Origin of the sequence: Brachybacterium ginsengisoli, assembly GCF_002407065.1 — a bacterium.
Classification (GTDB): domain Bacteria; phylum Actinomycetota; class Actinomycetes; order Actinomycetales; family Dermabacteraceae; genus Brachybacterium; species Brachybacterium ginsengisoli.
Genome location: NZ_CP023564.1, coordinates 3765663 through 3786225, shown reverse-complemented (window position 1 = coordinate 3786225; position 20563 = coordinate 3765663). Strand labels below are relative to the sequence as shown.

Genomic DNA, 20563 nt, shown 5'->3' with positions numbered 1-20563 from the left:
GTGTCCTTCCGTTGGGGGACGCGCCCGAGGAGAGGGCGCCCCCCGAGCGTGAGGGCCTGACCTCCGTGCTCACCGTGACCGAGCCCGGAGTTCCCTGAGTACCGTTCCGGGCGTTCCCACGGGCCTCGTCCGAGAGCCGTCGCGTGCCGGCGCCCCGCCAGGTCTCCCTACGCCCCGCCGCCGCGCACCAGGTCCGTCGCCGTGGGCGCCGGGATCTCGTCGTCGAAGGGGATCATCGGGCGGTGGATGCGGGAGTGGCCGAGGCGCTGGAGGTCCTGGTCCACGCCGCCCGGGGTGAGGGCGAGCAGCCAGTCCGCGGCGGCCTCGTACTGCTCCGGCTCGAGGTAGCCCATCTTCACGGTGACCACGTCGAAGCCGGTCATCGACAGTCCCAGGCGCTCGTACATCGCGCTCGTCGCCCACTGGGAGCGGCGGCCCGTGACCACCACGGTCAGGCCCGTCGGCCGGGCGCCGGCGAGGTCCGCGGGGCTCACGGCGGCGGCCGACGGATCGGCCGCCCCGCTCGCGTCCCCGTCCGTCTCCAGCACCCGCAGCGCGGCGGCGCGGCCCGTCGGCCCGGACTCGTCCAACGCCGCGACCTCCACGACCAGCGGCACCGGTCCCGGCTCACGGGTGTCGATCCGGCCTCCCACCTGCACGGCGAGGCGGCCGCCCACTCCCGCCTCCCAGGCGGCGTCGGTCGTCTCCGGGTCCACGAGCGCGACCATCAGCGCGCTCATGTCGCCGCCGCGGATCTCCTCGCGCGCGGCGAGCTGGGCGAGGCAGTGGGTGGTGTCGTCGGCCCCGCCGGCGCCGGGGTTGTCGCCGGAGTCGGAGATCCAGAACGGTCGGGCGTCCGAGGCGACGGCCTGGTCCAGACAGTCCTCGAAGCTGCCGGTGGGGGCCACGAACTCGAAGGCGTGGCGCTGCCGCCACACGGCGTCGGCGAGCTCGAGCGCGGCGGCGTCCACCGCGTCGGCGCTGTCCCCGAAGGCGACGATCGCGGCCTGGCAGCGGGGCTGGTCCGCCCAGGCGAAGCCGATCCAGTAGGAGATGTCGGTGACGCCGTCCCGCTCGGTGAGCTCGGGGATGCGCGCGTAGAGGGACCTCGCGGGCTCGATGCGGGTGGAGGTCTTCTCGCCGGGCAGCAGGATCGGCAGGTGCACGAGCGCCTTGTGGGGCAGCGCCCCGCCGTCGCGCACCCGTGTCGCAGTCTCGACCAGGTCCCGCAGCCCGCGCTCGCGGGTCTCCCAGGCGTCGATGTGCGGGGCGTGGCGATAGCAGGTGAGCAGGTCACAGGCCTCGAACAGGGTGTGCGAGACGTTCCCGTGGAGATCCATGGCGGTGCCCACCACCACGTCCGGCCCGATCGCGCCGCGGATCGCGGTGATGAGGTCGCCCTCGGCGTCCTCGAGGCCCACCACGCTCATCGCGCCGTGGATGTCGAAGAAGAAGCCGTCCAGCGGAGCGGCCGCCGCGGCCTCCTCGAGACCCGCGACGATCTCCGCCTTCCATCCCTCGTAGACCGCGGCCTCGAGCTGCCCGCCGGGCAGGGCGCGGGCATGGAGCACGCCCGCGTACTCGGCCTCCGGCACCTCGAAGGGGTAGCGCTCCAGGATCTGCACGGTCCCGCGGCGCACCTCGAAGTCGTCGGCCCCGGAGCGGTAGGGGGTGAAGGTCGAGGACTCGATCGCGATGCCGGCGATCGCGATGCGCGGCGGAGCGGAGGGGGTCTGCGTCGTCGTGGGCGGGGTCGTCGCAGGCATGGGGGCTCCCGAGGCTTAAGCGGTTGATAGCGTGTGGCTCATCCTCGCACCCCGACGCGGCCGCCGCCAGGCGCACCGACGGCCGGACGAGGGCCGCCCCCACCGCAGAGGGACCGGGCTCCGTGCCCGAGGGAGACCGAGATGATCAGCTTCGATGACCGCCATGGCCCCGAGGGCGCCGCGCCGGCCTCCGCCTACCCCGACCTCGCCGTGCCGGACTGGTACCGCGACGCGAAGCTCGGGCTGTTCGTGCACTGGGGCCTGTACTCGGTGCCCGCCTGGGCCGACGTGCTCGACCGCAGCGACGTCACCCCCGAGACCGCCTATGCCCGCCACCAGTACGCCGAGTGGTACGCGAACACCGTGCGGCTCGACGGCCCCACGAAGGCCCGCCACCAGGAGATCCACGGCGTCGGCCGCACGTACGAGGACTTCGCCGACCAGTGGCGCCCCGCCGAGGACGCCGCTGCGGGGATCGCCCGCCTCGCCGCCCGGGCCGGCGCCCGCTACGTCGTGCCCACCACGAAGCACCACGACGGCTTCTGCCTCTGGGACAGCGCCACCACCGGCTTCACCGCCGCCCGGCGCGGGCCGGGCCGGGACCTGATCGCCGAGATCGCGCAGGCCGTCCGCGCCGAGGGCCTGCGGCTGGGGCTCTACTATTCCGGCGCCCACGACTGGCATGTCAGCGACTTCCCGCCGCTGAGCTCGAACGAGGACCTGTTCGCGCTGCGACGCAACGACCGGGCCTTCGCCGCCTTCGCCGCCGCCCAGCTGCGCGAGCTCATCAACCGTTTCGCTCCTGACCTGCTGTGGAACGACATCGACTGGCCCGACGCCGGCAAGCACGACGGCCCCGACTCCCTCCATCAGCTCTTCCGCGATCACCTCGCGGTCGTCCCGCACGGCATGGTCAACGACCGGTGGGGCGTGCCCGTCCACGGCGTGCTCACCCGCGAGTACCAGGACATCGACCAGGTGCAGGACGAGGTCTTCGAATCCACCCGTGGCCTGGGGCTCTCCTTCGGGTACAACGCCGACGAATCGGCCGAGCACGCCCTGGACGGCGACGCGCTGATCCGCCTGCTCGTGGACGTCGTCTCCAAGAACGGGAACCTGCTCATCAACGTCGGGCCCCGGGCCGACGGGTCGATCCCGCCGCTGCAGTCCGCCGCGCTCGAGCGCCTGGGGGACTGGCTCGCCCTCCACGGCGCGGCGATCCACGGCACCCGCCCCTGGTTCCACGAGGCGGTGCGCACCCCGCCGCCCGGGGTGCGGTTCACGTTCGGGCGCGCGGCGGACGGGCGGGAGGCGCTGAACGTGCTCCTGCTGGATCCGGCCGCGGGGCCGGTGACGCTGGATGCGCAGGTCAGTGCCGCGGTGCGCGAGATCGCCGAGGTGTCGGGGGAGGGGCCGGTGACGATCGGTGGGGGAGTCGACGGGGACGGCGGGGCGGTGGCGGTGCGGATCCTGCCGATGCGGGCCCGACGCGCCCACCAGGATTGACCGAGCGGACGGCCCCCGCACACCGGCGCCCGCCGGGCATAGGCTGGGCGGGCAACCGCATACCCAGGAGGCTTCGCATGTCTGCAGTTCCCGTCATCCCCTTCCACGACGGCCGCTCCGTCCCGCAGCTCGGCTACGGCGTCTGGCAGGTGGAGGACGAGGTCGCCGCCGACGTGGTCGTCCAGGCCGTCGCCGCCGGCTACCGCCACATCGACACCGCCGCCGGCTACCAGAACGAGGGCGGTGTGGGCCGCGCGGTGACCGACTCCGGCGTCGCCCGCGAGGACCTGTTCATCACCACCAAGCTCGCCAACGGCGACCAGGGCTTCGACTCCGCGAAGGAGGCGCTGGCGACCTCGCTCGAGAAGCTCGGCACCGACTACGTGGACCTGTACCTCATCCACTGGGCCAGCCCTCAGCGCGGCACGTACCTCGAGTCGTGGAAGGCGCTCATCGAGCTGCAGAAGGAGGGGAAGGCGAAGTCCATCGGCGTCTCCAACTTCCCGATCGAGCAGCTCGAGGAGATCATCGCCGAGACCGGCGTGGTCCCGGTGATGCACCAGATCGAGCTCCACCCCGAGTTCCAGCAGGCCGAGCTCCGTGCGGTCCACGCGGAGAAGGGCATCGTCACCGAGGCATGGTCGCCGCTCGGCCAGGGCGGCGACATCCTCGGCAACCCGGTGATCACCGAGATCGCCGAGGCCCACGGCGCCGACTCCGGTCAGGTCATCATCGCCTGGCACCTCGCGATCGGGAACGTCGTCATCCCGAAGACGGTCACCCCGGCACGGATCGTCTCGAACTTCGCCGCGGCGGAGCTGACGCTCACCGCCGAGGAGGTCGAGCGCATCAACGGCCTGGACCGCGCGGACGGCCGCATCGGCGCCGACCCCGCCAACCCCGGCTTCTGAGCCGCTGATCGGCCGGCCCGGGAACTCCGGGCCGGCTATCGCCGCGGCCCACGGCGCGGCGCGCGGACCCGCCGCGCCGCGTCGGCCGCTCAGCCCTCGCCGAGCAGCTCCGCGATCTGCGGGTGGCCGGCGATGTAGCCCTCGAGCAGCTGCCGGCCCAGCTCCGGTGAGGTGACCAGCGGATGCGTGGAGAAGCCCTGCCAGGCGGCCTCGCGGGATCCGGTCCTCGCGGCCTCGAGGATCTTCCGCTCCGCGGCGCGCAGGGTGCTCATCATCCCCAGCCGGCCCAGCTCCAGCGGAGCCACGGGCTGAGGGTGGACGCCCTCGCCGTCCACGATGCACAGCACCTCGATCACGGCATCGGCCGGGAGCTCGGGCACGATCCGCTGCTCCGGGGCGGCGTCCGCGCCCGCGGGCGCGTTGCCCACGTCGAGGATCATCCGCTCCGGACGCCCCGTGGCCAGCGCCGTCATCAGCCGCATCGCCACCTCCTGGTAGCCGCCGCCGGCGATGTCCTCCTCGCGCCGCTCCTCGTCGCGCGACTCGGCCATGTAGGTCGCCTCGCGCTCGTGGAGGGTGGAGCGCCACAGGTCCAGCGGCGAGGTGCAGCAGGAATCGGCCGACGACCCGGCCCCGGCTCCGGCCGACGGGTCGGCGTCGGCCCCGGCCGACGGCTCCGCACCGGCGCCGCCCACCGACCCACCACCTGCCCCGTCGGCCGCGCCCGCGGCGTGCTCGTCGGCCGCGCCCGCGGCGAGGTAGAAGTCGCCCTGCTGCTTGGCCAGGAACTCGCCGCGCGTGGTCGCGGCGCCGGTGATGCGCTGGATCGCGTCGGAGGTGTGGAGGTAGTAGAAGAGGTACTCGTTGGGCAGCGCGCCGTCGGCCCGCACCCAGTCCTTGCCGATCAGCCGTGCCTCCTCGATCTCCTCGAGGGCGACGTCGTCGGCCAGCAGGGCGGGCAGGCGGTCCTCGCCGTCGACCGTCACCGAACGCAGCCAGCCCAGGTGGTTCAGCCCCACGTAGTCGAAGCTCGCCGCGGTGCCGTCGGCCCCGGCCTCCCCGGCTACGAGGTCCGTGCCGAGCAGACGGCCCACCCGGCGCACCAGCCCGATCGGGGTGTCGCAGATGCCCACCACGCGGTCCCCGAGCACCGAGCGCATGGCCTCGGTGACGATCCCGGCGGGGTTGGTGAAGTTGATGACCCAGGCCTGCGGCGCGACCTCGGCGACGACCCGGGCGATGTCCAGCGCCACCGGCAGGGTGCGCAGCGCGTAGGCGAGGCCTCCGGGGCCGATGGTCTCCTGGCCCAGCAGGCCCAGGCCCAGCGCGACCCGCTCGTCGACCGTGCGGGCCTCCGCGCCGCCCACCCGCACCGCGGAGAAGATGAAGTCCGCGCCGGTCACGGCCTCGCGGAGGTCGGTGGTGGCGATCAGGCGGGGCAGGGCGACGGCGCCGTCGGCGGCGACCAGCTGCGCGCCGAGGTCCTCGACCACGGCGGTGATGGTGGCCAGGCGTGCAGGGTCCACGTCGTGCAGGGCGATCTCGTCGACGGTGAGACCGGTGGCGGCGGTGGCGACCGCCTCGTAGACGAGCGGGACGCGGAATCCTCCGCCGCCCAGGATGGCGAGCTTCATGGCTGCAGTACCTCCACGTCCTCCCCGTCGGGGAACGTGATGTCGAAGGGAAGGGGCGAGCGGTCGGTGACCAGTGCGGTGAAGCGCGAGAGCCGGGCCACCTCGAGGAACCCCGAGCCGGGGAACTTCTCGTGGTCGGCGAGCAGGTAGGAGGAGGCGGCGACGTCGAGCAGGCCGCGCTTGATCGGCACCTCGCTGGGGGTGGAGTCGAGCACGGAGCCGTCGGCCCGCACCCCGGCGGCGCCCAGGAACGCGCGGTCCACGCGCAGCTGGCCGAGAGCGGACTCGGTCAGGGTGCCCACCATCGAGTCGTAGTTGGGGCGCAGCAGCCCGCCGAGGATCACGATGTCGACGGCCGGTGCGGAGGCGAGCGAGCGCACCACGGCGAGGGAGGCGGTCACCACGGTGAGGGAGCGCTCGACGAGCAGCGGGCACATCGCGGCGACGGTGGTGCCGATGTCCAGGGCGATCACCTCGCCGTCCTCCACGAGGGAGCAGGCGCGGGCGGCGATCGCCTGCTTGGCCGCGGTCGAGGTGCCGGCGACGTCGGCGAAGGAGCGCAGATCCGCCTCGGGCCGCACGGAGCCGCGCACGGCGGCGGCCCCGCCGCGCACCCGGCGCAGCGTGCCGGTCTCGGCGAGCAGCTCGAGGTCGCGGCGCACGGTGGCCTCGGAGACGCCCAGGCCGGAGCTGAGCGCGGTGACGGTGACGGTGCCCCGTCGTCGGAGCTCCGCCGCGATCGCCTGGTGGCGCTCCTCGCTCAGCATGGCGACACCGTAGCACCGCGCGTGCAACTTCGCGCAGCTTCGATCAAGCCCGTGCAGTCCCGCGCAACTCGTGTCATCATGGTGGTCCGGACCACACAGCCCATCTGCAGCGCACTCTCCACGACGCCGTGGGATCGCGCCCCCGCAGCGGGACCCTTCTCAGGAGGAACACCATGCGACGACGGAACTTCCTCGGCGGCACCGCTGCTCTCGGCGGCCTCGGCCTCCTGGCCGCCTGCGCACCCGGCTCGGACGGCGGCGGTGACGGGGACCAGGCCCCCGCCCCGAAGGCCGACGAGGTCGACACCGACGTCGCCGGCCTCGGCGACGTCACCCTGAAGGTCTGGGACCAGGAGGTCCGCGGCGCGCAGAACGACGCCATCGAGGCCCTGATCGCCGCCTTCGAGAAGAAGTACCCCAACGTCACGATCGACCGGACCACCCAGTCCTTCGACGACCTCCAGCAGCAGACCGGCCTCGCGCTCTCCGGCAAGGACGTCCCCGACGTCCTCCAGGTCAACAACGCCCGCGGCGACATGGGCGCCTTCGTGGCCGACAGCCTGCTCACCGATCTCACCGGCTACGCCGAGGCCTACGGCTGGGCGGACCGCTTCAGCCCCAGCGTGCTCTCGAAGATGACCTACTCCGAGGACGGCGTCACCTTCGGCGAAGGCACCCTCTACGGTCTCGCCCAGACCGGCGAGGTCTGCGGCATCTACTACTCGCAGAAGAAGCTCGACGACCTGGGCCTGAAGGCCCCGACCACCTGGGACGAGGTCTTCTCCCTGGTCGAGGCCGCCGCCGCGGGCGGCGAGCAGCCGATCATGCTGGGCAACCTCGACCAGTGGCCGGCCCTGCATGTCTTCGGCCCGCTGCAGGCGAACTTCGTGCCCGCCGAGACCATCGTGACCCTCGGCATGGGCAACTCCGGCGCCGACTGGACCACCGAGGACAACGTCGCCGCCCTCTCCAAGCTCGCCGAGTGGGGGCAGAACGGCGCGCTCGGCGACTCCCCGAACGGCCTCGCCTACGACGACGCCTGGCCCGAGTTCACCAAGGGCACCGGCGTGCTGCTGATCGGCGGCTCCTGGCTGGGCCCCGACATGGAGGCCGTGATGGGCGAGGACCTCCGCTTCATGGCGCCGCCGCCCGGGATCGACGGGAAGGTCGCGACCACCGGTGGCACCGGCATCCCCTTCTCGATCCCGTCGGCCGCGAAGAACCCTGCGGCGGCCGCCGCCTACATCGACTTCATCACCAGCGACGACGCGATGGCGATGATCGCCGAGAACGGCGGCATGCCCGTGAACCGCACCGCCGAGCTCGCCCCCGACTCCGGCGTGAACAAGGACATCTACGAGGCCTTCGACGCGGTCTCCACCCAGGGCACCCTGCTGCCCTACCTCGACTACGCCACCCCGTCCTTCGCGGACACCGCCGGCGCCACGCTCCAGGAGGTCATCGGCGGCCAGGCCGACGCCGAGGCCGCCGCCGGCACGCTCCAGGAGGACTACGCGGACTTCACGGAGGGGTCCTGACCCGCATGACGCCAGGAACGACACCGCACGACCCTGCCTCCGGTCCCGACTCCGCCCCCGGTGATGCCGGGTCGACGGGGTCGCGGACGGATGGTCGTGTCACGGACGGGCGTATGGCGACGAGAGATGGCATATATGCCACCTCGCGTCGCTCCCGACCATCCCACGACACGGGACCCGCCGGCTCGACCCAACCCACCGGCCAAGGCCCCCAGCCCGACGCCCCCCGGACCGACGCCGGCGCCCGGCCCGAGGCACCCCGCCGCACCCGCCGCCCCCGTCCGTCGGCGGTGGCCCGGTCGGCGGCGACGCCGTACCTGTTCATCCTCCCGGCCTTCCTGGTCTACGGCGCGTTCGCGCTGTATCCGCTGGGCCGGGCGGCGCAGTTCTCGCTGTTCGAGTGGAAGGGCTTCGGCGCCTCCACCTTCGTGGGCCTCGGCAACTACGTCGAGCTCGCCGGTGACGCGGACTTCCGGGCGGCGATCGCCAACGCACTGCTGCTGATCGTGTTCTATGCCGTGATCCCGCTGGTGGTGGGTCTGGTGCTGGCCGCGGTGCTGCGTCGCGGGCAGGTGCGGGGGATGGGCTTCTTCCGCACGGTGATCTTCCTGCCGCAGGTGATCGCGCTGGTCGTGGTCGCCGTCGCGTGGCGGCAGATCTACTCGCCGAACGGTCTGCTGAACGACGCGCTGCGGGCGGTGGGCCTGGACGTGCTCACCCGCGGCTGGCTCGGCGACCCGGGCACGGCGCTCGCCGCCGTCGGCTTCATCGGCACCTGGGTCGAGATGGGGTTGGTGATGCTGCTGATGCTCTCCGGCATGAGCCGCATCCCCGGCGAGCTGTTCGAGGCCGCGCGACTGGACGGGGCCGGGGCGGTGCGGGAGTTCTTCGCGATCACCCTGCCCGCCGTGCGCGGCGAGATCACGGTGGCGCTGGTGCTGACCATCATCGCGGCGCTGAAGACCTTCGACCTGATCTACATGACCACCTCCGGCGGCCCCGGCAACACCACCACGGTTCCGAGCTTCGAGGTGTACTTCCGTGCCTTCGAGCTGCGCGAGGTGGGCTCCGCCTCCGCCGTGGCGATCGTGCTGACCGCGCTGATCTTCGTGATCAACGTGGGTGTCTCCCGCATCGGGGAGCGTGCGTCATGAGGGTCTCCCGCGTCGAGACGGCGGCGAACTACGTGATCCTGGTGGGCTTCGCCCTGTTCGCGCTCGCACCCGTGCTCACCATCGTGCTGACCTCGGTCTCCGCCCCGCTCGGGGAGACCGGCGGGCTGCACCTGTCCAACTACGTCGACGCCTGGACGGTGGGCGGCTTCGGGCGCTCGCTGGGCAACTCGGTGGCGGTCGCCGCGATCGTGGTGAGCCTTGCGACCGCGCTCGCGATCCTCGCCGGCTACGCCTTCGGGACCATGCGCTTCCGCGGCTCGACGGTGCTGTTCTACCTGTTCCTGCTGGGGCTGATGATCCCCACCGAGGCGACGATCATCCCGCTGTTCTTCGACCTGCGCACGCTGGGCCTGACCGACACCTACCTCGCGATCGCGATGCCGCAGGTGGCGCAGTCGGTCGCCTTCGGCACCTTCTGGCTGCGCTCGCAGTTCCGCGCCCTGCCCACCAGCCTGGTGGAGGCCGCCGCGCTCGACGGGGCCGGTCCGCTGCAGGCCCTGGTGCGGATCCTCGTGCCCGCGTCGAAGCCGGCGATCGTGACCATGGTGGTGCTGGTGTTCATGTGGACCTGGAACGAGTTCCTCATCGCCCTGATCATGGCGCCGAGCGGCTCGCTGCGCACCGCACCGCTGGGCCTGGCGAACTTCCAGGGCCAGTACACCGCGGAGACCGCGCTGCTCGCCGCGGGCGCCGTGATCGTCGCCCTGCCCACCGTGATCCTGTTCCTGTTCCTGCAGCGCCACTTCATCCGCGGAATGCTCGAAGGAGTCGCCAAGTGACGACCGACCGGACCCCCGACCCCGCCGACCCCACTCCCTCCGTCGACCCCACGCCCCCCGCGCATCACGCCGGCGCCTCGATCGCGGCGCCGCCCGAGGCCGCCGGCGGTCAGGACTGGGACCCGCTGGCCGCCCAGCGCACCGAGGAGGACCCGCCGCTGGACGTGCTGCTCTCGGGCACGGTGTTCTTCGACATCGTCTTCACCGGCATGGACCGGCTGCCGCGACCCGGCGAGGAGCTGTGGTCCAAGGGCATGGGCTCGAGCCCCGGCGGCATCGCGAACCTCGCCACGGCCGCCGCCCGTCTGGGCCTGCGCACGGGGCTGGTCGCGGGCTTCGGGGATGACGCCTACGCGGACTGGATGTGGCACACGATGGCGCACGAGGAGGGCATCGACCTCTCCGCCTCACGCCGCTTCCCGGACTTCCACTCGGCGCTGACCGTCTCGATCGCGGCCGACGGGGATCGTGCCATGGCCACCCACGGCCACGACCTGCCCGAGCCGCTGTCCAGCCTCATCGCCTCCGCGCCCGACGCCCGTGCCGCCGTGGTGGACCTCGCAGGGGAGACCTCCTGGTGGGCGGACCTCGCCCGGCGCGGCTCGCTGGTGTTCGCCGACATCGGCTACGACGAGACCGGGACGTGGGACGTGGCCGACCTCGCCCCGCTCGCCCACTGCCACGCCTTCACCCCCAATGCGCTCGAGGCCATGGCCTACACCCGCACCGACAGCCCCGACCGGGCCGTGCGCGCGCTCGCCGAGAAGGTCCCGCTGGCGGTGGTGACCGACGGCGCCCACGGCTCCTACGCGATCGACGGCTCCACGGGCGAGGAGGCGTACTGCCCCGCCGTGCCGGTCACCGCGATCGACACCACCGGCGCCGGGGACGTCTTCGCGGCGTCGATGGTGCTGGGCACCCTCGCGTCGTGGCCGCTCGAGGAGCGGCTGCGCTTCGCCTCCCTGTGCTCGGCGCTGGCCGTCCAGCAGTTCGGCGGCTCGCTCGCAGCTCCCGGCTGGGGCGACATCACCGACTGGTGGCGCTGCATGAGCCGGGCGGCCGACGGGGGAGACCTCCGCGCCGCCTACACCCGCAGCGGCTACCGCTTCCTGGACGCCGTGGTCCCGGACCGCCGTGTGCAGGGCCGACGCCGCGCACAGGGCACCTTCGCCCTGCGCTCGGACGCCGGGGAGCACTGAACCCGGCCCCTCTCCCCACCCCCCCCCAGGGCTCGCACCGCTGCGGGCCCGGCAGCTGGCTCCACCCCGATCCGCCGCACCGATGCGGCGGCCTCCTCGAAAGAAGGCAGCACCTGATGTCGATCAGCACCCCCACCCCCACCCCCACCCCCACCCCGGCGCCCCGCCCCGGCCTCTCCCGCCGCCGGCTGCTGCAGGGCTCGGCCGTGCTCGGCCTCGCCGCCGGGGCGACCGCGCTGGACCTCCCCGGTCTGCCCCCGATGGAGCGCGCGCTCGCCGACGGCACCGTCGACCTCGACATCCTCTACATCGGCGCCCACCCGGACGATGAGGCCTGGACCCTTGCGGCGCTGGGTCGGTGGAACGAGTACGAGGGCCAGCGCGCCGGGGTCATCACCCTGACCCGCGGCGAGGGCGGGGGCAACGCCGTCGGCCTCGAGGAGGGCCCGGCGCTGGGTCTGATCCGCGAGAGCGAGGAGCGCACCGCCGTCGGCTACGCCGGGATCGAGCACATCTTCAACCTCGACGCGGTGGACTTCTTCTACACCCTTTCCGCACCGCTCACCTATGACGTGTGGGGCGGCGCCGAGGCGCTCAGCCGCGTGATCCGGGTGGTCCGCGCGACGCGGCCGGACGTCATCGTCACGATGAACCCCTCCGCCGTCGAGGGGAACCACGGCAACCACCAGCAGGCGGCGATGTTCGCCGTCGAGGCGTACCACCTGGCCGGGCGGAAGGACGTCTTCCCCGAGCACTTCGAGGAGGGCCTGCGACCCTTCTCGCCCCGTCGGCTCCTGCGCTCGGGCTCCAACGGCAGCGCCGACACCGGACCCGACGCCGTGGCCGCCGGCTACCGGCCCCAGGTCGCCAGCGACGTGGTGTTCGGCGCGTGGAACGGCACCGAGTCCGCGCGGCACGGCAAGCGCTGGAGCGCGGTGCGGGACGACTCCGTGCACGCCTATCGCACGCAGGGCTGGTTCGCGAACCCGCCCTCGCCGACGGATCCGGGGAAGATCCCCGCCACCTGGTTCACGCTCATCGACTCGCGCACCCCGCTCGCGGATCCCACCAGCTCCGACACCGCGGCGCTGCAGGGGGCGACCCTGCCGATCGCGGGAGGTCTGCCGCTGGGCACCACCCTCGAGGTGCGCTCGGAGCGGTTCACGGCCCTGCCGGGCGAGGCCCTCGAGGTCACCGTCGAGCTGGGCTCGCCGGGCAGGGCCCTGCCCGGGGCCTCGATTGAGCTCGAGGTGCCAGGCGGCTGGTCCGTCGGCCCGGTGCAGCCGGTCGGCACCGTCCCCGCGAAGCAGCAGCGCACCGCGACCTTCAGCGTCACCGCGCCCGCCGACGCCGCACCGGGCGAGGCCGTGCTGCTGCGCGCCCGCGCCACCTCCAAGGGGGCGAGCGGCGAGAACGTGCTGCCGCTGCGCACCGCCGGCCCGGTCGAGGCCGGGATCGAGGACCGTCCCGAGATCGCCGCCTTCCTGGAGTGGACCGCGGAGCTCGGCATGGAGCGCCTGGACGCGCTGGTCCCCACGCGGTACACCCTCGGCTCCGGCCGGGCGGACACCGTCGAGGTGGTGGTGCGGAACCTGTCCGAGTCCGTGCAGGACGCCGAGGTCGCGATCACCCTGCCGGAGGGCTTCAGCGCGGAGCCGGCCCGGCTGACGGTCGAGGCCGTCCCCGCGAGGGGCGAGAAGCGGGTGGAGGTGCACCTGGAGAACACCGACGCCTCGCTGCCCACCGCGAATCGTGCCCCGGACGGCGGGGTGTATCCGGTGACGGTCACCGCGACCGCGGGCGGCATCGAGGCGCCCGTCGCCCAGGGCCTGTACCTCGTTCCGCGACTCGTCGCCGCACCCACCGAGGGCGTCGAGGTCGATGCCGTGCGCGGCAGCGGCGAGCACCCGGGCGACGGGATCGACATCGGCACCCTGTGGGAGGGGGAGCCGGTGGAGCCGGCCGACGCCTCCGGCCGCACCTGGGTGACCTTCGACGAGGAGAACCTGTACGTGTTCGTGCAGGTCACCGACGATGTCCTGGGAACCCTGCTGCCGCCCGAGGACAACAAGCAGCGCTTCCGCACCGACTCGATCGAGATCATGATCGACCCGCGCGGCACCTCGGACAACACCTCCACCACGTTCATCCTCGGCGCCCTGCCCGGCACCGCGGTGGACGGCGGGATCGGCGGCCCGGTCGCCGGGCGCGACCACGACAACCGCCAGGGACCGATCGCGGACACCGCCCCCGGGGTGCAGATCGCCGCGTCGATCTCCGATCCCTACGAGGGGTACCGGTTCGAGACCCGGATCCCCTTCGCGGAGCTGCCCGACGGCATCGACCCCACCGGCATGGGCTTCAACGTGGTGGTCTACGACTCCGACACCCAGGACCAGACCGGCCAGTCCCGGATCGGCTGGTCCACCTTCGGCGGCATCCAGGCGGACCCCTCCCGCTGGGGCGTGCTCGAGCTGCCGGACCTGCCCGTCGCGGACTCCGCCCCGGTGGAGCCGCGGATCCCGGACACCGCCGCGCGCTCGGTCGAGTCCCCGTCCTCGATCCTGCAGGCGGCGGGGGACGGCACCGGCCTCGGCGGCAGCCCCGTGCTGCCGGCCGGCACGCTGCGCCTCGACCAGGTCGCCGCGACCGACGGCGGCGCCACCGCCCGGGTGCGCACCGACCGCGCCGGCACGCTGCGGGTGTTCCTCTGGGACGGCGCGACGATCGTCGGCGCGCTCGAGGCGCGCGAGGTGGGCACCGGGACGGAGACCCTCGAGGTGCCGCTGACCGGCACTCCGGCCGACGGCGCGACGCTCCGCCTCGCGGTCTCCCTCGAGGCCGACGCCGGCACCGCCGCGGCGGGCGCGACCGTGGCGTGAGCGGAGGCGGGGCGGGCGGGCCTCAGCCCGAGGTCACCGCCCGCTCCAGCGCCTCGAGCGAGTCCTCGAGGAAGCTCGGCGGGAACGGCGGCAGACCGAAATCCTTCACCAGCGCGTCCGGCACGGCGCTCCAGTCGTAGGTGAGGGTGACCCGGGTCCCCGCGCCCTCGGGGGCGAGGTCGTAGCGCCAGGTCCAGCCGCCCGAGCCCCAGGTCCCGTCGGGTCCGTGCTGGCCGGGCCGCCACGCGATGGTGCGGCCGGGCTCGACCGCGAAGACCCGGTTGTGCATGTCGTAGCGGCCGCCGGCGTTCTCGTGGAACATCTCGATGCCGAACTCCTGGCCCACCTCGGTCAGCGGCGCGGGGTCCTTCTCGAGCGGCCCGCGCACCCAGTCCGTCGGCTCGGTCTCGTGATGCCGGGCCGGGTCGGTGAGCAGGTCGAACACCGCCTCGGGCGGGGCGGGGACGGTGCGGGAGACGATGTAGTGGTCCAGCTCCTCGGTGCTCTGCGGGGTCGGGGTGTTCTGCGGCGGGGTGCTCTGCGCGGACTCGGTGCTCATGCCGTCGCCTCCTTTCCGTACAGCGCCGCGACCTCGTCGGATTCCAGCCACTTCGCGTAGGTGGGGGACTGCGGCCAGCCCGCGGGCGAGTCCTGCCACTCCTCCTGGCGGCCGTAGGGCAGCACGTCCACGAGGGAGAAGGTGTGGCTGAGCTGCTCGGTGCCGCGGCCGGTGGTGTGCCAGGTGCGGTAGACGGTGTCCCCGTCGCGCAGGAACACGTTCAGGGCGAAGCCGCCGCCGGGAGGGGCGTCGACGTCGGCCCCGAAGTCGCTGCCCGCGGTGGAGTACCAGTCCAGCTGGTTGCCCACCTTCTCCCGGTAGGCGAGGGCCTTCTCGATCGGGCCCTGGGTGACGACCACGAAGCGGGCGTCGTACTTGCGCAGGAAGTCGGTGCGGGTGAACTGCGCGGTGTAGCTGGTGCAGCCGCCGCACTGCCACTCGGCGCCGTCGTGCCACATGTGGTGGTAGGTGATCAGCTGCGAGGCGCCGTCGAAGAGATCCACCAGGCGCACCGGGCCGTCGGGGCCCTGGAGCGTGTAGTCCGGCATCTGCACCATCGGCAGGCGGCGGCGCTGGGCGGCGATCGCGTCGAGCTCGCGGGTGGCGGCCTTCTCGCGCACGCGCAGCGCGGCGAGCTCCTGCTGCCAGGTCTCGAGATCGGTGACGGGAGGGAGGGCGGGAGCAGTCGGGGCGTTCATGTCAGTCCTTCCTGGGGGTCCAGCGGGCGTAGGTGACGCCCGAGCTGAAGGCGTGGTGCTCCCGCAGCTCGAGCGGTTCGTGGTGGCCGTCGGGGACCAGGCGGCGGCCGCGTCCCTGCACGTAGGGGAAGGTCCACAGCCGGTACTCGTCCACGAGCCCGGCGGTGATCAGCGCGTGGCACAGCTGGATCGATCCGGTCAGCGAGATCTCCGCTCCTGCGCTCTGCTTGAGCTCGCGCACGGCGGCCACGAGGTCTCCGGCGAGGATCGTGGAGTGCTGCCACTCGGGGTCGGTCATGGTCGAGGTGACCATGTACTTCTGCAGCGTGTTCAGCTCGTCGGTGATGCCGGTGGCGTCGTCCTCCTGCTGCGGCCAGAAGCCGCGGAAGTCCTCGAAGGTCTGCCGCCCCACCAGCAGCGCGTCGCAGGCGGCGCTGTCGCGCTGGAGGAGCTCGAGCTGGTCGGGCTGGGACGCGGTGGGGTCGAACCAGTCGTCCAGCATCTCGATCGAACCGTCCACCGTGATGTTCTGCGTGATCACCAGTGATCGCATCGGTGCCTCCTCGGGTACCGTGGATGTGCACACCGTCAACTTCGGCGTGTGAACACCGTAGACTTCGACGCCCCGGAGGGTCAAGAGTGGCCACGACATCCCGCCCCTATCACCACGGCGACCTGCGGGCCGCGCTGGTCGAGGAGGCGCTGGGGCTCGCCCGCACCGAGGGGCCAACGGGGGTGTCGCTGCGCGAGGCGACCCGGCGCGTGGGGGTCACGCCGTCGGCGGCCTACCGTCACTTCCGCGACCGCTCCCACCTGCTGGACGCCGTCGCGCGGCAGGTCCAGGAGCGGATGGCGGAGCGCATGCGCGAGAGTATGATCGCCCCGGAGGGCGCCGCACCGCCGGAGCGGGCGCTGCAGCGGCTGCGCGGCGTGGGCGCCGGCTACATCGGCTTCGCCCTCGAGGAGCCGGGCTGGTTCGAGACCGGCTTCTTCGGCGCGCTGCGCGAGGAGGATCCGTCGGCCGACGGGGGCGTGCAGGCCGCGCCCGGCGACGGGGCTCCGGACCCCACCGCGGGCGTGCCCCCGTTCGTGCTGCTCGTGGCGGCGCTGGACGAGTGCGTCGAGGCCGGGGTGCTGCCGGCCGCGCGGAGGCCCGGGGCCGAGTTCGTGTGCTGGTCCGCGGTGCACGGCTTCGCCGAGCTGGTGCTCCACGGGCCCCTGGCCGGCGTGGACCGCCGAAGGGTGCGGCAGCTCGCCGAGCGGGTCGTGGACGACGCGATCACGGGGATCCGCTGAGCGGACCTGCCGGGCGGCCCTCGTACGGTCCTGCCGCTCGGGCGGCATGGGGAGTTCTCCCCAGGCAGTCCGCCCCATCGCGCTCCAGGTCACGGGCCCGTAGATTCCAGGCACTGGGTGCGGGCCCCGCAGAGGGGACGCGAGAACAGGGCACGGGATCGACCCGCAGCGGGAGTCGACCGGGACGGCGGGGGCCGTCCGGTCGGCGAGGAGCGCCGTGGAGAGTCCCGTGCCGGTTCTCCGCGATCGGTGAGGGGCAGGCGGCCGTCCGCGAGGGGCGGATTGCGGTCGTCGGCCCGCGGTCGGTCGGTGGAGGCGGGAGCGGGGCGCAGCGCCCGGCGTCCCGCCTCCGAGCCGTCGGCCCGAGCGGTCAGCGGGCCGCCCGCAGCCACGCGAGCGCCGCGCTCGCCGCGGCCTCGGTGCCGGTGCGCAGCGTGGGCTGCTGGTCCGGGGCGAAGAAGGGGCTGTGGTTCGGTGCGGTCTCGCGTCCCTCCGCGTAGCCGCCGAGGCCCCAGTAGCAGTACGGCACCCCGAAGGCGTCGGGGATCCCGGAGAAGTCCTCGGAGGCGGTGGCCGGCGTCATCCGCTCCACCCGCTCGGCCCCGAACTGGTCCTCGAGCGCTTCGCGCACCCGCGCGGCGACCTGCTCGTCGTTGTCGGTGACGGGGAAGCGGTGGAACAGCTCGAACTCGGGCTCGCGCGGTGACCGGGCCGCGACGCACTCCGCGCGGACGATCCGCTGCACCCCCGCGACGAGCCGGTCCAGGATCTGCTCGTCGTAGGCGCGGAGGTTCAGCGCCATCGTCGCCCGGTCCGGGATGATGTTCGCGCTGGTCCCGGCGTGCAGGGCGCCCACGGTGACCACGCCGAAGTCCGACGGCGAGATCTCCCGCGCGACCAGGGTCTGGAGCCGCGTGACGATCGCGGAGGCCAGCACCACGGGATCGATGCCCAGGTGCGGCATGGATCCGTGGGACCCGGCGCCGTGCACCGTCACCGCCATCGAGACCGACGAGCTCAGCACCGGCCCCGGCGCCACGGCCACCTTCCCGGCCACGGGAGAGGTGAGCACGTGCTGGCCCAGGCACACCTCGGGCCGCGGGATCTTCTCGACCAGTCCGTCCTCCACCATGGAGCGCGCCCCGGCGGCGATCTCCTCGCCGGGCTGGAACAGCGCGAGGTACGTGCCCTGCCACGCCTCGCGATGCTCGGCCAGCAGCCGGGCCGCGCCGAGGCCGGCGGTGGTGTGCACGTCGTGCCCGCAGGCATGCATCATGGGCTGGGCCTGGCCGTCCGCATCCTCCTGGGTGCGCTCGGAGGCGTAGGGGAGGCCGGTCGCCTCCTGCACGGGCAGGCCGTCGAAGTCCGCGCGCAGGAGCACTGCGGGCCCGGTGCCGTTCTCCAGCACGCCCACCACGCCGCCGCCGATCTCGTGGACCTCGCAGCCCAGCTCGCGCAGCTGCGCGGCGATGATCCCGCGGGTGCGCTCCTCGTGCATCGACAGCTCGGGGTGGCGGTGGAGATCCTCGTAGAGATCCTGCTGCCAGGAGCTCATCTCCTCGAGCGCGGCGGTCATGGCGTCATCGAGCAGGGGCACGGGATCCTCCCGGGGTGGTCGAGGGGCGGAGCGGTCAGCTCGCCGGTTCGACTGTATGCCCGTTCCCCGGGAGCACGGCGGCGAACGCGGCGCCGAGCACGCGGGCCACGGCCGACGGGTCCGAGAGGTAGCCGGCCACCATCCCGCCGTCGCGCAGCAGCATCAGCTCCCGCCCCACGGTCTCCGGGCTCGTCGCCCCCGCCTCTGCGGAGACCTCGGTGAACAGCCCCAGCATCCAGGCGCGGTGGGCGTCGACCGCGACCCGCACCGGGTCCTCGGCCTCGGAGAACTCGGCGGCGGCGTTGAGGAAGGCGCAGCCGCGGAACCCGGGGGAGCAGCTGGCCTCGCCGATCCCGTCGGCGAGCGCCCGCATCGTGGCGGCCGGGTCGTCCGGCCGGCGGAGTCCGGTGATCCACGCCTGCTCGGCCTGCGACTGCTGCTCGAGATAGGCCACGACCAGGGCGCTCTTGGTGGGGAAGTGGCGGTAGAAGGTCACCTTGGTGATCCCGGCCCGCTCGATCACGCGATCGGCGCTGGTGGCGCGGATGCCCTGGGCGTAGAACAGCTCGTTCGCCGCGGTGAGGATCCGGGCGCGGGTGTCTGCGGCGGAACGGCGGCGCGGCGGGGTCTGTGCAGTCTCGGCTGCCTCCGCGTCGAGTGGCTCGGCGTCCATCTGCACCTCCTGGTCGGGCGGCGCCCCTTGCGCAGGCGCTCCGGGGAGTCTACGGTTCCCCTAGGTAGACGAACTAGTCACTCTACTTATTCCTCCGTCGGCGCGACCGTCGATCCCCGACGCCCCTCGCCCGGCGGACCCTCACCTCCAGGACGCCACCATGACCAGCACCGCCACCCCTCTCGATCACGCGCCCTCCCAGGCTCCGGCCCCCGGCGCCCTGCCGCGGCTCTACCTGATCCGCGCCCTCGCCGCCCTGCTCTGGGCCGGCATCCTCCTCGTCGCCCAGCCCGGGCAGGGGGTGCTGCTCACCGTGCTCCTGGTCGCCTACCCGCTGCTGGATGCCGTGGCCGTGGCCCAGCAGCTCCGGGCCCCGCTGCGCGGCAGCGGAACCGGTCTGAGCGAGAAGGTGAACATCGCCGTGAGCGCGGTCGTGGCCGTCGCGCTCGGGGTGGCCTCGACGATCTCGATCCCCGCGGTGCTCGTGATCTGGGGCCTGTGGGCCATCGGCTCCGGGCTCCCGCAGCTGCTCACCGCGATCCGTCGTCGCCGCGCGGGCGGCCAGGTGCCCCAGATGCTCAGCGGCGGCATCTCCGTCCTCGCCGGAGCGTCCTTCGCGGCGCAGGGAGTGAGTGGCGGGGAGATGCTCTCCGGGATCGGCGGATATGCCGTGCTCGGAGCGGTGTTCTTCCTGGTCTCGGCGCTGCGGCTGGCCCTGCTGGCCCGCCGCTCCGGAGGGTCCATCCGGACGGGTCTGTGATTCGCCTGACGCATGCCTTCCGGGTCTTTTCCGCGCCCCGTTCCCGGCCCTAGTCTTGGTGCGCACACAGAGACGCAGGAAACCGCGTCTGATCAGGCGGTACACGCCTCCTGAGCCCCGTGCTCACCATCACTTGAAGGAGGGACCCAGGAATGGAGTCGCACCACGAACTCCCCGTCGGCCGCGAGCTGCGGGCGGCTTCCGAAACAGGACAGATTCCGGCGGTCCCCGCCGGCTCGGATGCGTCCGGTCAGTCGGCGAACTGGCGCACCAGCGTGGGCATCGCGCTCGCGCTCGTGCTCGCCTTCGTGGTCATCACCCTCGTCAGCCTCTGAGATGCCGAGCGGGCGGGCCCGGAAGGGCTGAGTCCGCCCTGCGGCAGGGAGCTCTCAGGGCCGCAGGCCCTGCAGGAATGCGCGCACCATCCATATCGGCTGGCCCGGCATCACCTCGTCGAGGGCAGCTACGTGGTCCTGTCCCTCGCGCTCGCCTTCGGGGTCGCCGCCACCTCGCTGTTCATCCTCGGCATGGAGTCGCTGCTGGGGATGGCCGGCCTGGGTGTCGGTGCCGTGCTGATGATGTTCGTGGCCACCCCGCTCTCGGGCCTGGCCGCCGGACGGCACTGGCTCCCGCAGCCGTGGGGCTTCATCGGCCAGCGGCTGCCGATCGGCGCCGCGTTCATCGCGATCTCGGCGCGGCGGCGCCGTGCGGCAGGGGAGCGGGCCGAGGTGGCGGTGAGCGCCTGACCGGAACGAGGTGGAGGACCCCTCGGCAGGGGTGAGGCGGCGCCTCGTGGAGATGACTCCGCGGGGCGCCGCTCGTG

General features: G+C 73.2%; 19 protein-coding genes. 11 read left to right on the top strand and 8 right to left on the bottom strand.

Going from position 1 to position 20563, the window contains the following annotated elements:
* Positions 1–167: 167 nt before the first annotated feature.
* Positions 168–1766: a M81 family metallopeptidase gene (locus tag CFK41_RS16890; RefSeq protein WP_096800726.1), complete on the bottom strand. Its 1599-nt coding sequence runs from the start codon at positions 1764–1766 to the stop codon at positions 168–170.
* 141 nt (positions 1767–1907) lie between these two features.
* Here CFK41_RS16890 and CFK41_RS16885 point away from each other — a divergent pair, with 141 nt between their 5' ends.
* Positions 1908–3272: an alpha-L-fucosidase gene (locus tag CFK41_RS16885; RefSeq protein WP_096800725.1), complete on the top strand. Its 1365-nt coding sequence runs from the start codon at positions 1908–1910 to the stop codon at positions 3270–3272.
* Positions 3273–3349: 77 nt separating this feature from the next.
* Positions 3350–4183, top strand: a complete 834-nt coding sequence (locus tag CFK41_RS16880) for an aldo/keto reductase (RefSeq protein WP_096800724.1) — start codon at positions 3350–3352, stop codon at positions 4181–4183.
* 89 nt (positions 4184–4272) lie between these two features.
* Here CFK41_RS16880 and CFK41_RS16875 read toward each other — a convergent pair whose 3' ends face one another.
* Both CFK41_RS16875 and CFK41_RS16870 read right to left on the bottom strand, forming a co-directional pair.
* Positions 4273–5817 carry a family 4 glycosyl hydrolase gene (locus CFK41_RS16875; protein WP_096800723.1) on the bottom strand — a complete coding sequence of 515 codons (1545 nt, stop codon included), beginning with the start codon at positions 5815–5817 and terminating at the stop codon, positions 4273–4275.
* Complete coding sequence (locus CFK41_RS16870) at positions 5814–6584, bottom strand: DeoR/GlpR family DNA-binding transcription regulator (protein WP_096800722.1); 771 nt, start codon at positions 6582–6584, stop codon at positions 5814–5816. The genes CFK41_RS16875 and CFK41_RS16870 overlap by 4 nt, the downstream gene beginning before the upstream one ends.
* A gap of 173 nt (positions 6585–6757) precedes the next feature.
* Here CFK41_RS16870 and CFK41_RS16865 point away from each other — a divergent pair, with 173 nt between their 5' ends.
* The 5 genes from CFK41_RS16865 (at position 6758) to CFK41_RS16845 (ending at position 14157) form a co-directional block, all read left to right on the top strand.
* Positions 6758–8122, top strand: a complete 1365-nt coding sequence (locus tag CFK41_RS16865) for an ABC transporter substrate-binding protein (RefSeq protein WP_096800721.1) — start codon at positions 6758–6760, stop codon at positions 8120–8122.
* A gap of 290 nt (positions 8123–8412) precedes the next feature.
* Positions 8413–9276, top strand: coding sequence for a carbohydrate ABC transporter permease (locus CFK41_RS16860; RefSeq protein ID WP_096800720.1), 864 nt, complete (start codon positions 8413–8415; stop codon positions 9274–9276).
* Complete coding sequence (locus CFK41_RS16855) at positions 9273–10076, top strand: carbohydrate ABC transporter permease (RefSeq protein WP_096800719.1); 804 nt, start codon at positions 9273–9275, stop codon at positions 10074–10076. The genes CFK41_RS16860 and CFK41_RS16855 overlap by 4 nt, the downstream gene beginning before the upstream one ends.
* Complete coding sequence (locus CFK41_RS16850) at positions 10073–11275, top strand: carbohydrate kinase family protein (RefSeq protein ID WP_407641126.1); 1203 nt, start codon at positions 10073–10075, stop codon at positions 11273–11275. The genes CFK41_RS16855 and CFK41_RS16850 overlap by 4 nt, the downstream gene beginning before the upstream one ends.
* Positions 11276–11391: 116 nt before the next feature.
* Positions 11392–14157 carry a sugar-binding protein gene (locus CFK41_RS16845; RefSeq protein WP_096800718.1) on the top strand — a complete coding sequence of 922 codons (2766 nt, stop codon included), beginning with the start codon at positions 11392–11394 and terminating at the stop codon, positions 14155–14157.
* Between the two features lie 22 nt (positions 14158–14179).
* Here the strand turns inward: CFK41_RS16845 and CFK41_RS16840 are convergent, their stop codons facing one another.
* The 3 genes from CFK41_RS16840 to CFK41_RS16830 are packed head-to-tail and all read right to left on the bottom strand — an operon-like array spanning position 14180 to position 15967.
* Complete coding sequence (locus tag CFK41_RS16840; protein ID WP_096800717.1) at positions 14180–14716, bottom strand: SRPBCC family protein; 537 nt, start codon at positions 14714–14716, stop codon at positions 14180–14182.
* Positions 14713–15414, bottom strand: a complete 702-nt coding sequence (locus tag CFK41_RS16835) for a DUF899 domain-containing protein (RefSeq protein ID WP_096800716.1) — start codon at positions 15412–15414, stop codon at positions 14713–14715. Before CFK41_RS16835 ends, CFK41_RS16840 begins: the two co-directional genes overlap by 4 nt.
* Before the next feature lies 1 nt (position 15415).
* Positions 15416–15967: a dihydrofolate reductase family protein gene (locus tag CFK41_RS16830; protein WP_096800715.1), complete on the bottom strand. Its 552-nt coding sequence runs from the start codon at positions 15965–15967 to the stop codon at positions 15416–15418.
* A gap of 86 nt (positions 15968–16053) precedes the next feature.
* On the opposite strand from CFK41_RS16830, the gene CFK41_RS16825 reads away from it, so the two are divergent.
* Positions 16054–16710: a TetR/AcrR family transcriptional regulator gene (locus CFK41_RS16825; RefSeq protein ID WP_096800714.1), complete on the top strand. Its 657-nt coding sequence runs from the start codon at positions 16054–16056 to the stop codon at positions 16708–16710.
* Between the two features lie 370 nt (positions 16711–17080).
* On the opposite strand, the gene CFK41_RS16820 is transcribed toward CFK41_RS16825, so the two are convergent.
* Together CFK41_RS16820 and CFK41_RS16815 are read right to left on the bottom strand one after the other, a co-directional pair.
* Positions 17081–18307, bottom strand: a complete 1227-nt coding sequence (locus CFK41_RS16820) for an amidohydrolase (RefSeq protein WP_321169378.1) — start codon at positions 18305–18307, stop codon at positions 17081–17083.
* A gap of 34 nt (positions 18308–18341) precedes the next feature.
* On the bottom strand, positions 18342–18980 hold the full coding sequence (locus tag CFK41_RS16815; protein WP_096800713.1) for a TetR/AcrR family transcriptional regulator: 639 nt from the start codon (positions 18978–18980) through the stop codon (positions 18342–18344).
* Positions 18981–19140: 160 nt separating this feature from the next.
* On the opposite strand from CFK41_RS16815, the gene CFK41_RS16810 reads away from it, so the two are divergent.
* The 3 genes from CFK41_RS16810 (at position 19141) to CFK41_RS16800 (ending at position 20486) form a co-directional block, all read left to right on the top strand.
* Positions 19141–19740 (top strand): hypothetical protein, encoded by a 600-nt coding sequence (locus CFK41_RS16810; RefSeq protein ID WP_096800712.1) that lies wholly within the window; start codon positions 19141–19143, stop codon positions 19738–19740.
* A gap of 152 nt (positions 19741–19892) precedes the next feature.
* Positions 19893–20075 (top strand): hypothetical protein, encoded by a 183-nt coding sequence (locus CFK41_RS16805; protein ID WP_096800711.1) that lies wholly within the window; start codon positions 19893–19895, stop codon positions 20073–20075.
* Between the two features lie 132 nt (positions 20076–20207).
* Positions 20208–20486 (top strand): hypothetical protein, encoded by a 279-nt coding sequence (locus tag CFK41_RS16800; protein WP_096800710.1) that lies wholly within the window; start codon positions 20208–20210, stop codon positions 20484–20486.
* Positions 20487–20563 lie beyond the last annotated feature (77 nt).

Excerpts from the sequence above, each read along its gene's own strand:
- CFK41_RS16890 (WP_096800726.1), bottom strand. The coding sequence starts at position 1,766 with ATGCCTGCGACGACCCCGCCCACGACGACGCAGACCCCCTCCGCTCCG.
- CFK41_RS16885 (WP_096800725.1), top strand. The coding sequence starts at position 1,908 with ATGATCAGCTTCGATGACCGCCATGGCCCCGAGGGCGCCGCGCCGGCC.
- CFK41_RS16880 (WP_096800724.1), top strand. The coding sequence starts at position 3,350 with ATGTCTGCAGTTCCCGTCATCCCCTTCCACGACGGCCGCTCCGTCCCG.
- CFK41_RS16875 (WP_096800723.1), bottom strand. The coding sequence starts at position 5,817 with ATGAAGCTCGCCATCCTGGGCGGCGGAGGATTCCGCGTCCCGCTCGTC.
- CFK41_RS16870 (WP_096800722.1), bottom strand. The coding sequence starts at position 6,584 with ATGCTGAGCGAGGAGCGCCACCAGGCGATCGCGGCGGAGCTCCGACGA.
- CFK41_RS16865 (WP_096800721.1), top strand. The coding sequence starts at position 6,758 with ATGCGACGACGGAACTTCCTCGGCGGCACCGCTGCTCTCGGCGGCCTC.
- CFK41_RS16855 (WP_096800719.1), top strand. The coding sequence starts at position 9,273 with ATGAGGGTCTCCCGCGTCGAGACGGCGGCGAACTACGTGATCCTGGTG.
- CFK41_RS16845 (WP_096800718.1), top strand. The coding sequence starts at position 11,392 with ATGTCGATCAGCACCCCCACCCCCACCCCCACCCCCACCCCGGCGCCC.
- CFK41_RS16840 (WP_096800717.1), bottom strand. The coding sequence starts at position 14,716 with ATGAGCACCGAGTCCGCGCAGAGCACCCCGCCGCAGAACACCCCGACC.
- CFK41_RS16835 (WP_096800716.1), bottom strand. The coding sequence starts at position 15,414 with ATGAACGCCCCGACTGCTCCCGCCCTCCCTCCCGTCACCGATCTCGAG.
- CFK41_RS16830 (WP_096800715.1), bottom strand. The coding sequence starts at position 15,967 with ATGCGATCACTGGTGATCACGCAGAACATCACGGTGGACGGTTCGATC.
- CFK41_RS16815 (WP_096800713.1), bottom strand. The coding sequence starts at position 18,980 with ATGGACGCCGAGCCACTCGACGCGGAGGCAGCCGAGACTGCACAGACC.
- CFK41_RS16810 (WP_096800712.1), top strand. The coding sequence starts at position 19,141 with ATGACCAGCACCGCCACCCCTCTCGATCACGCGCCCTCCCAGGCTCCG.
- CFK41_RS16805 (WP_096800711.1), top strand. The coding sequence starts at position 19,893 with ATGGAGTCGCACCACGAACTCCCCGTCGGCCGCGAGCTGCGGGCGGCT.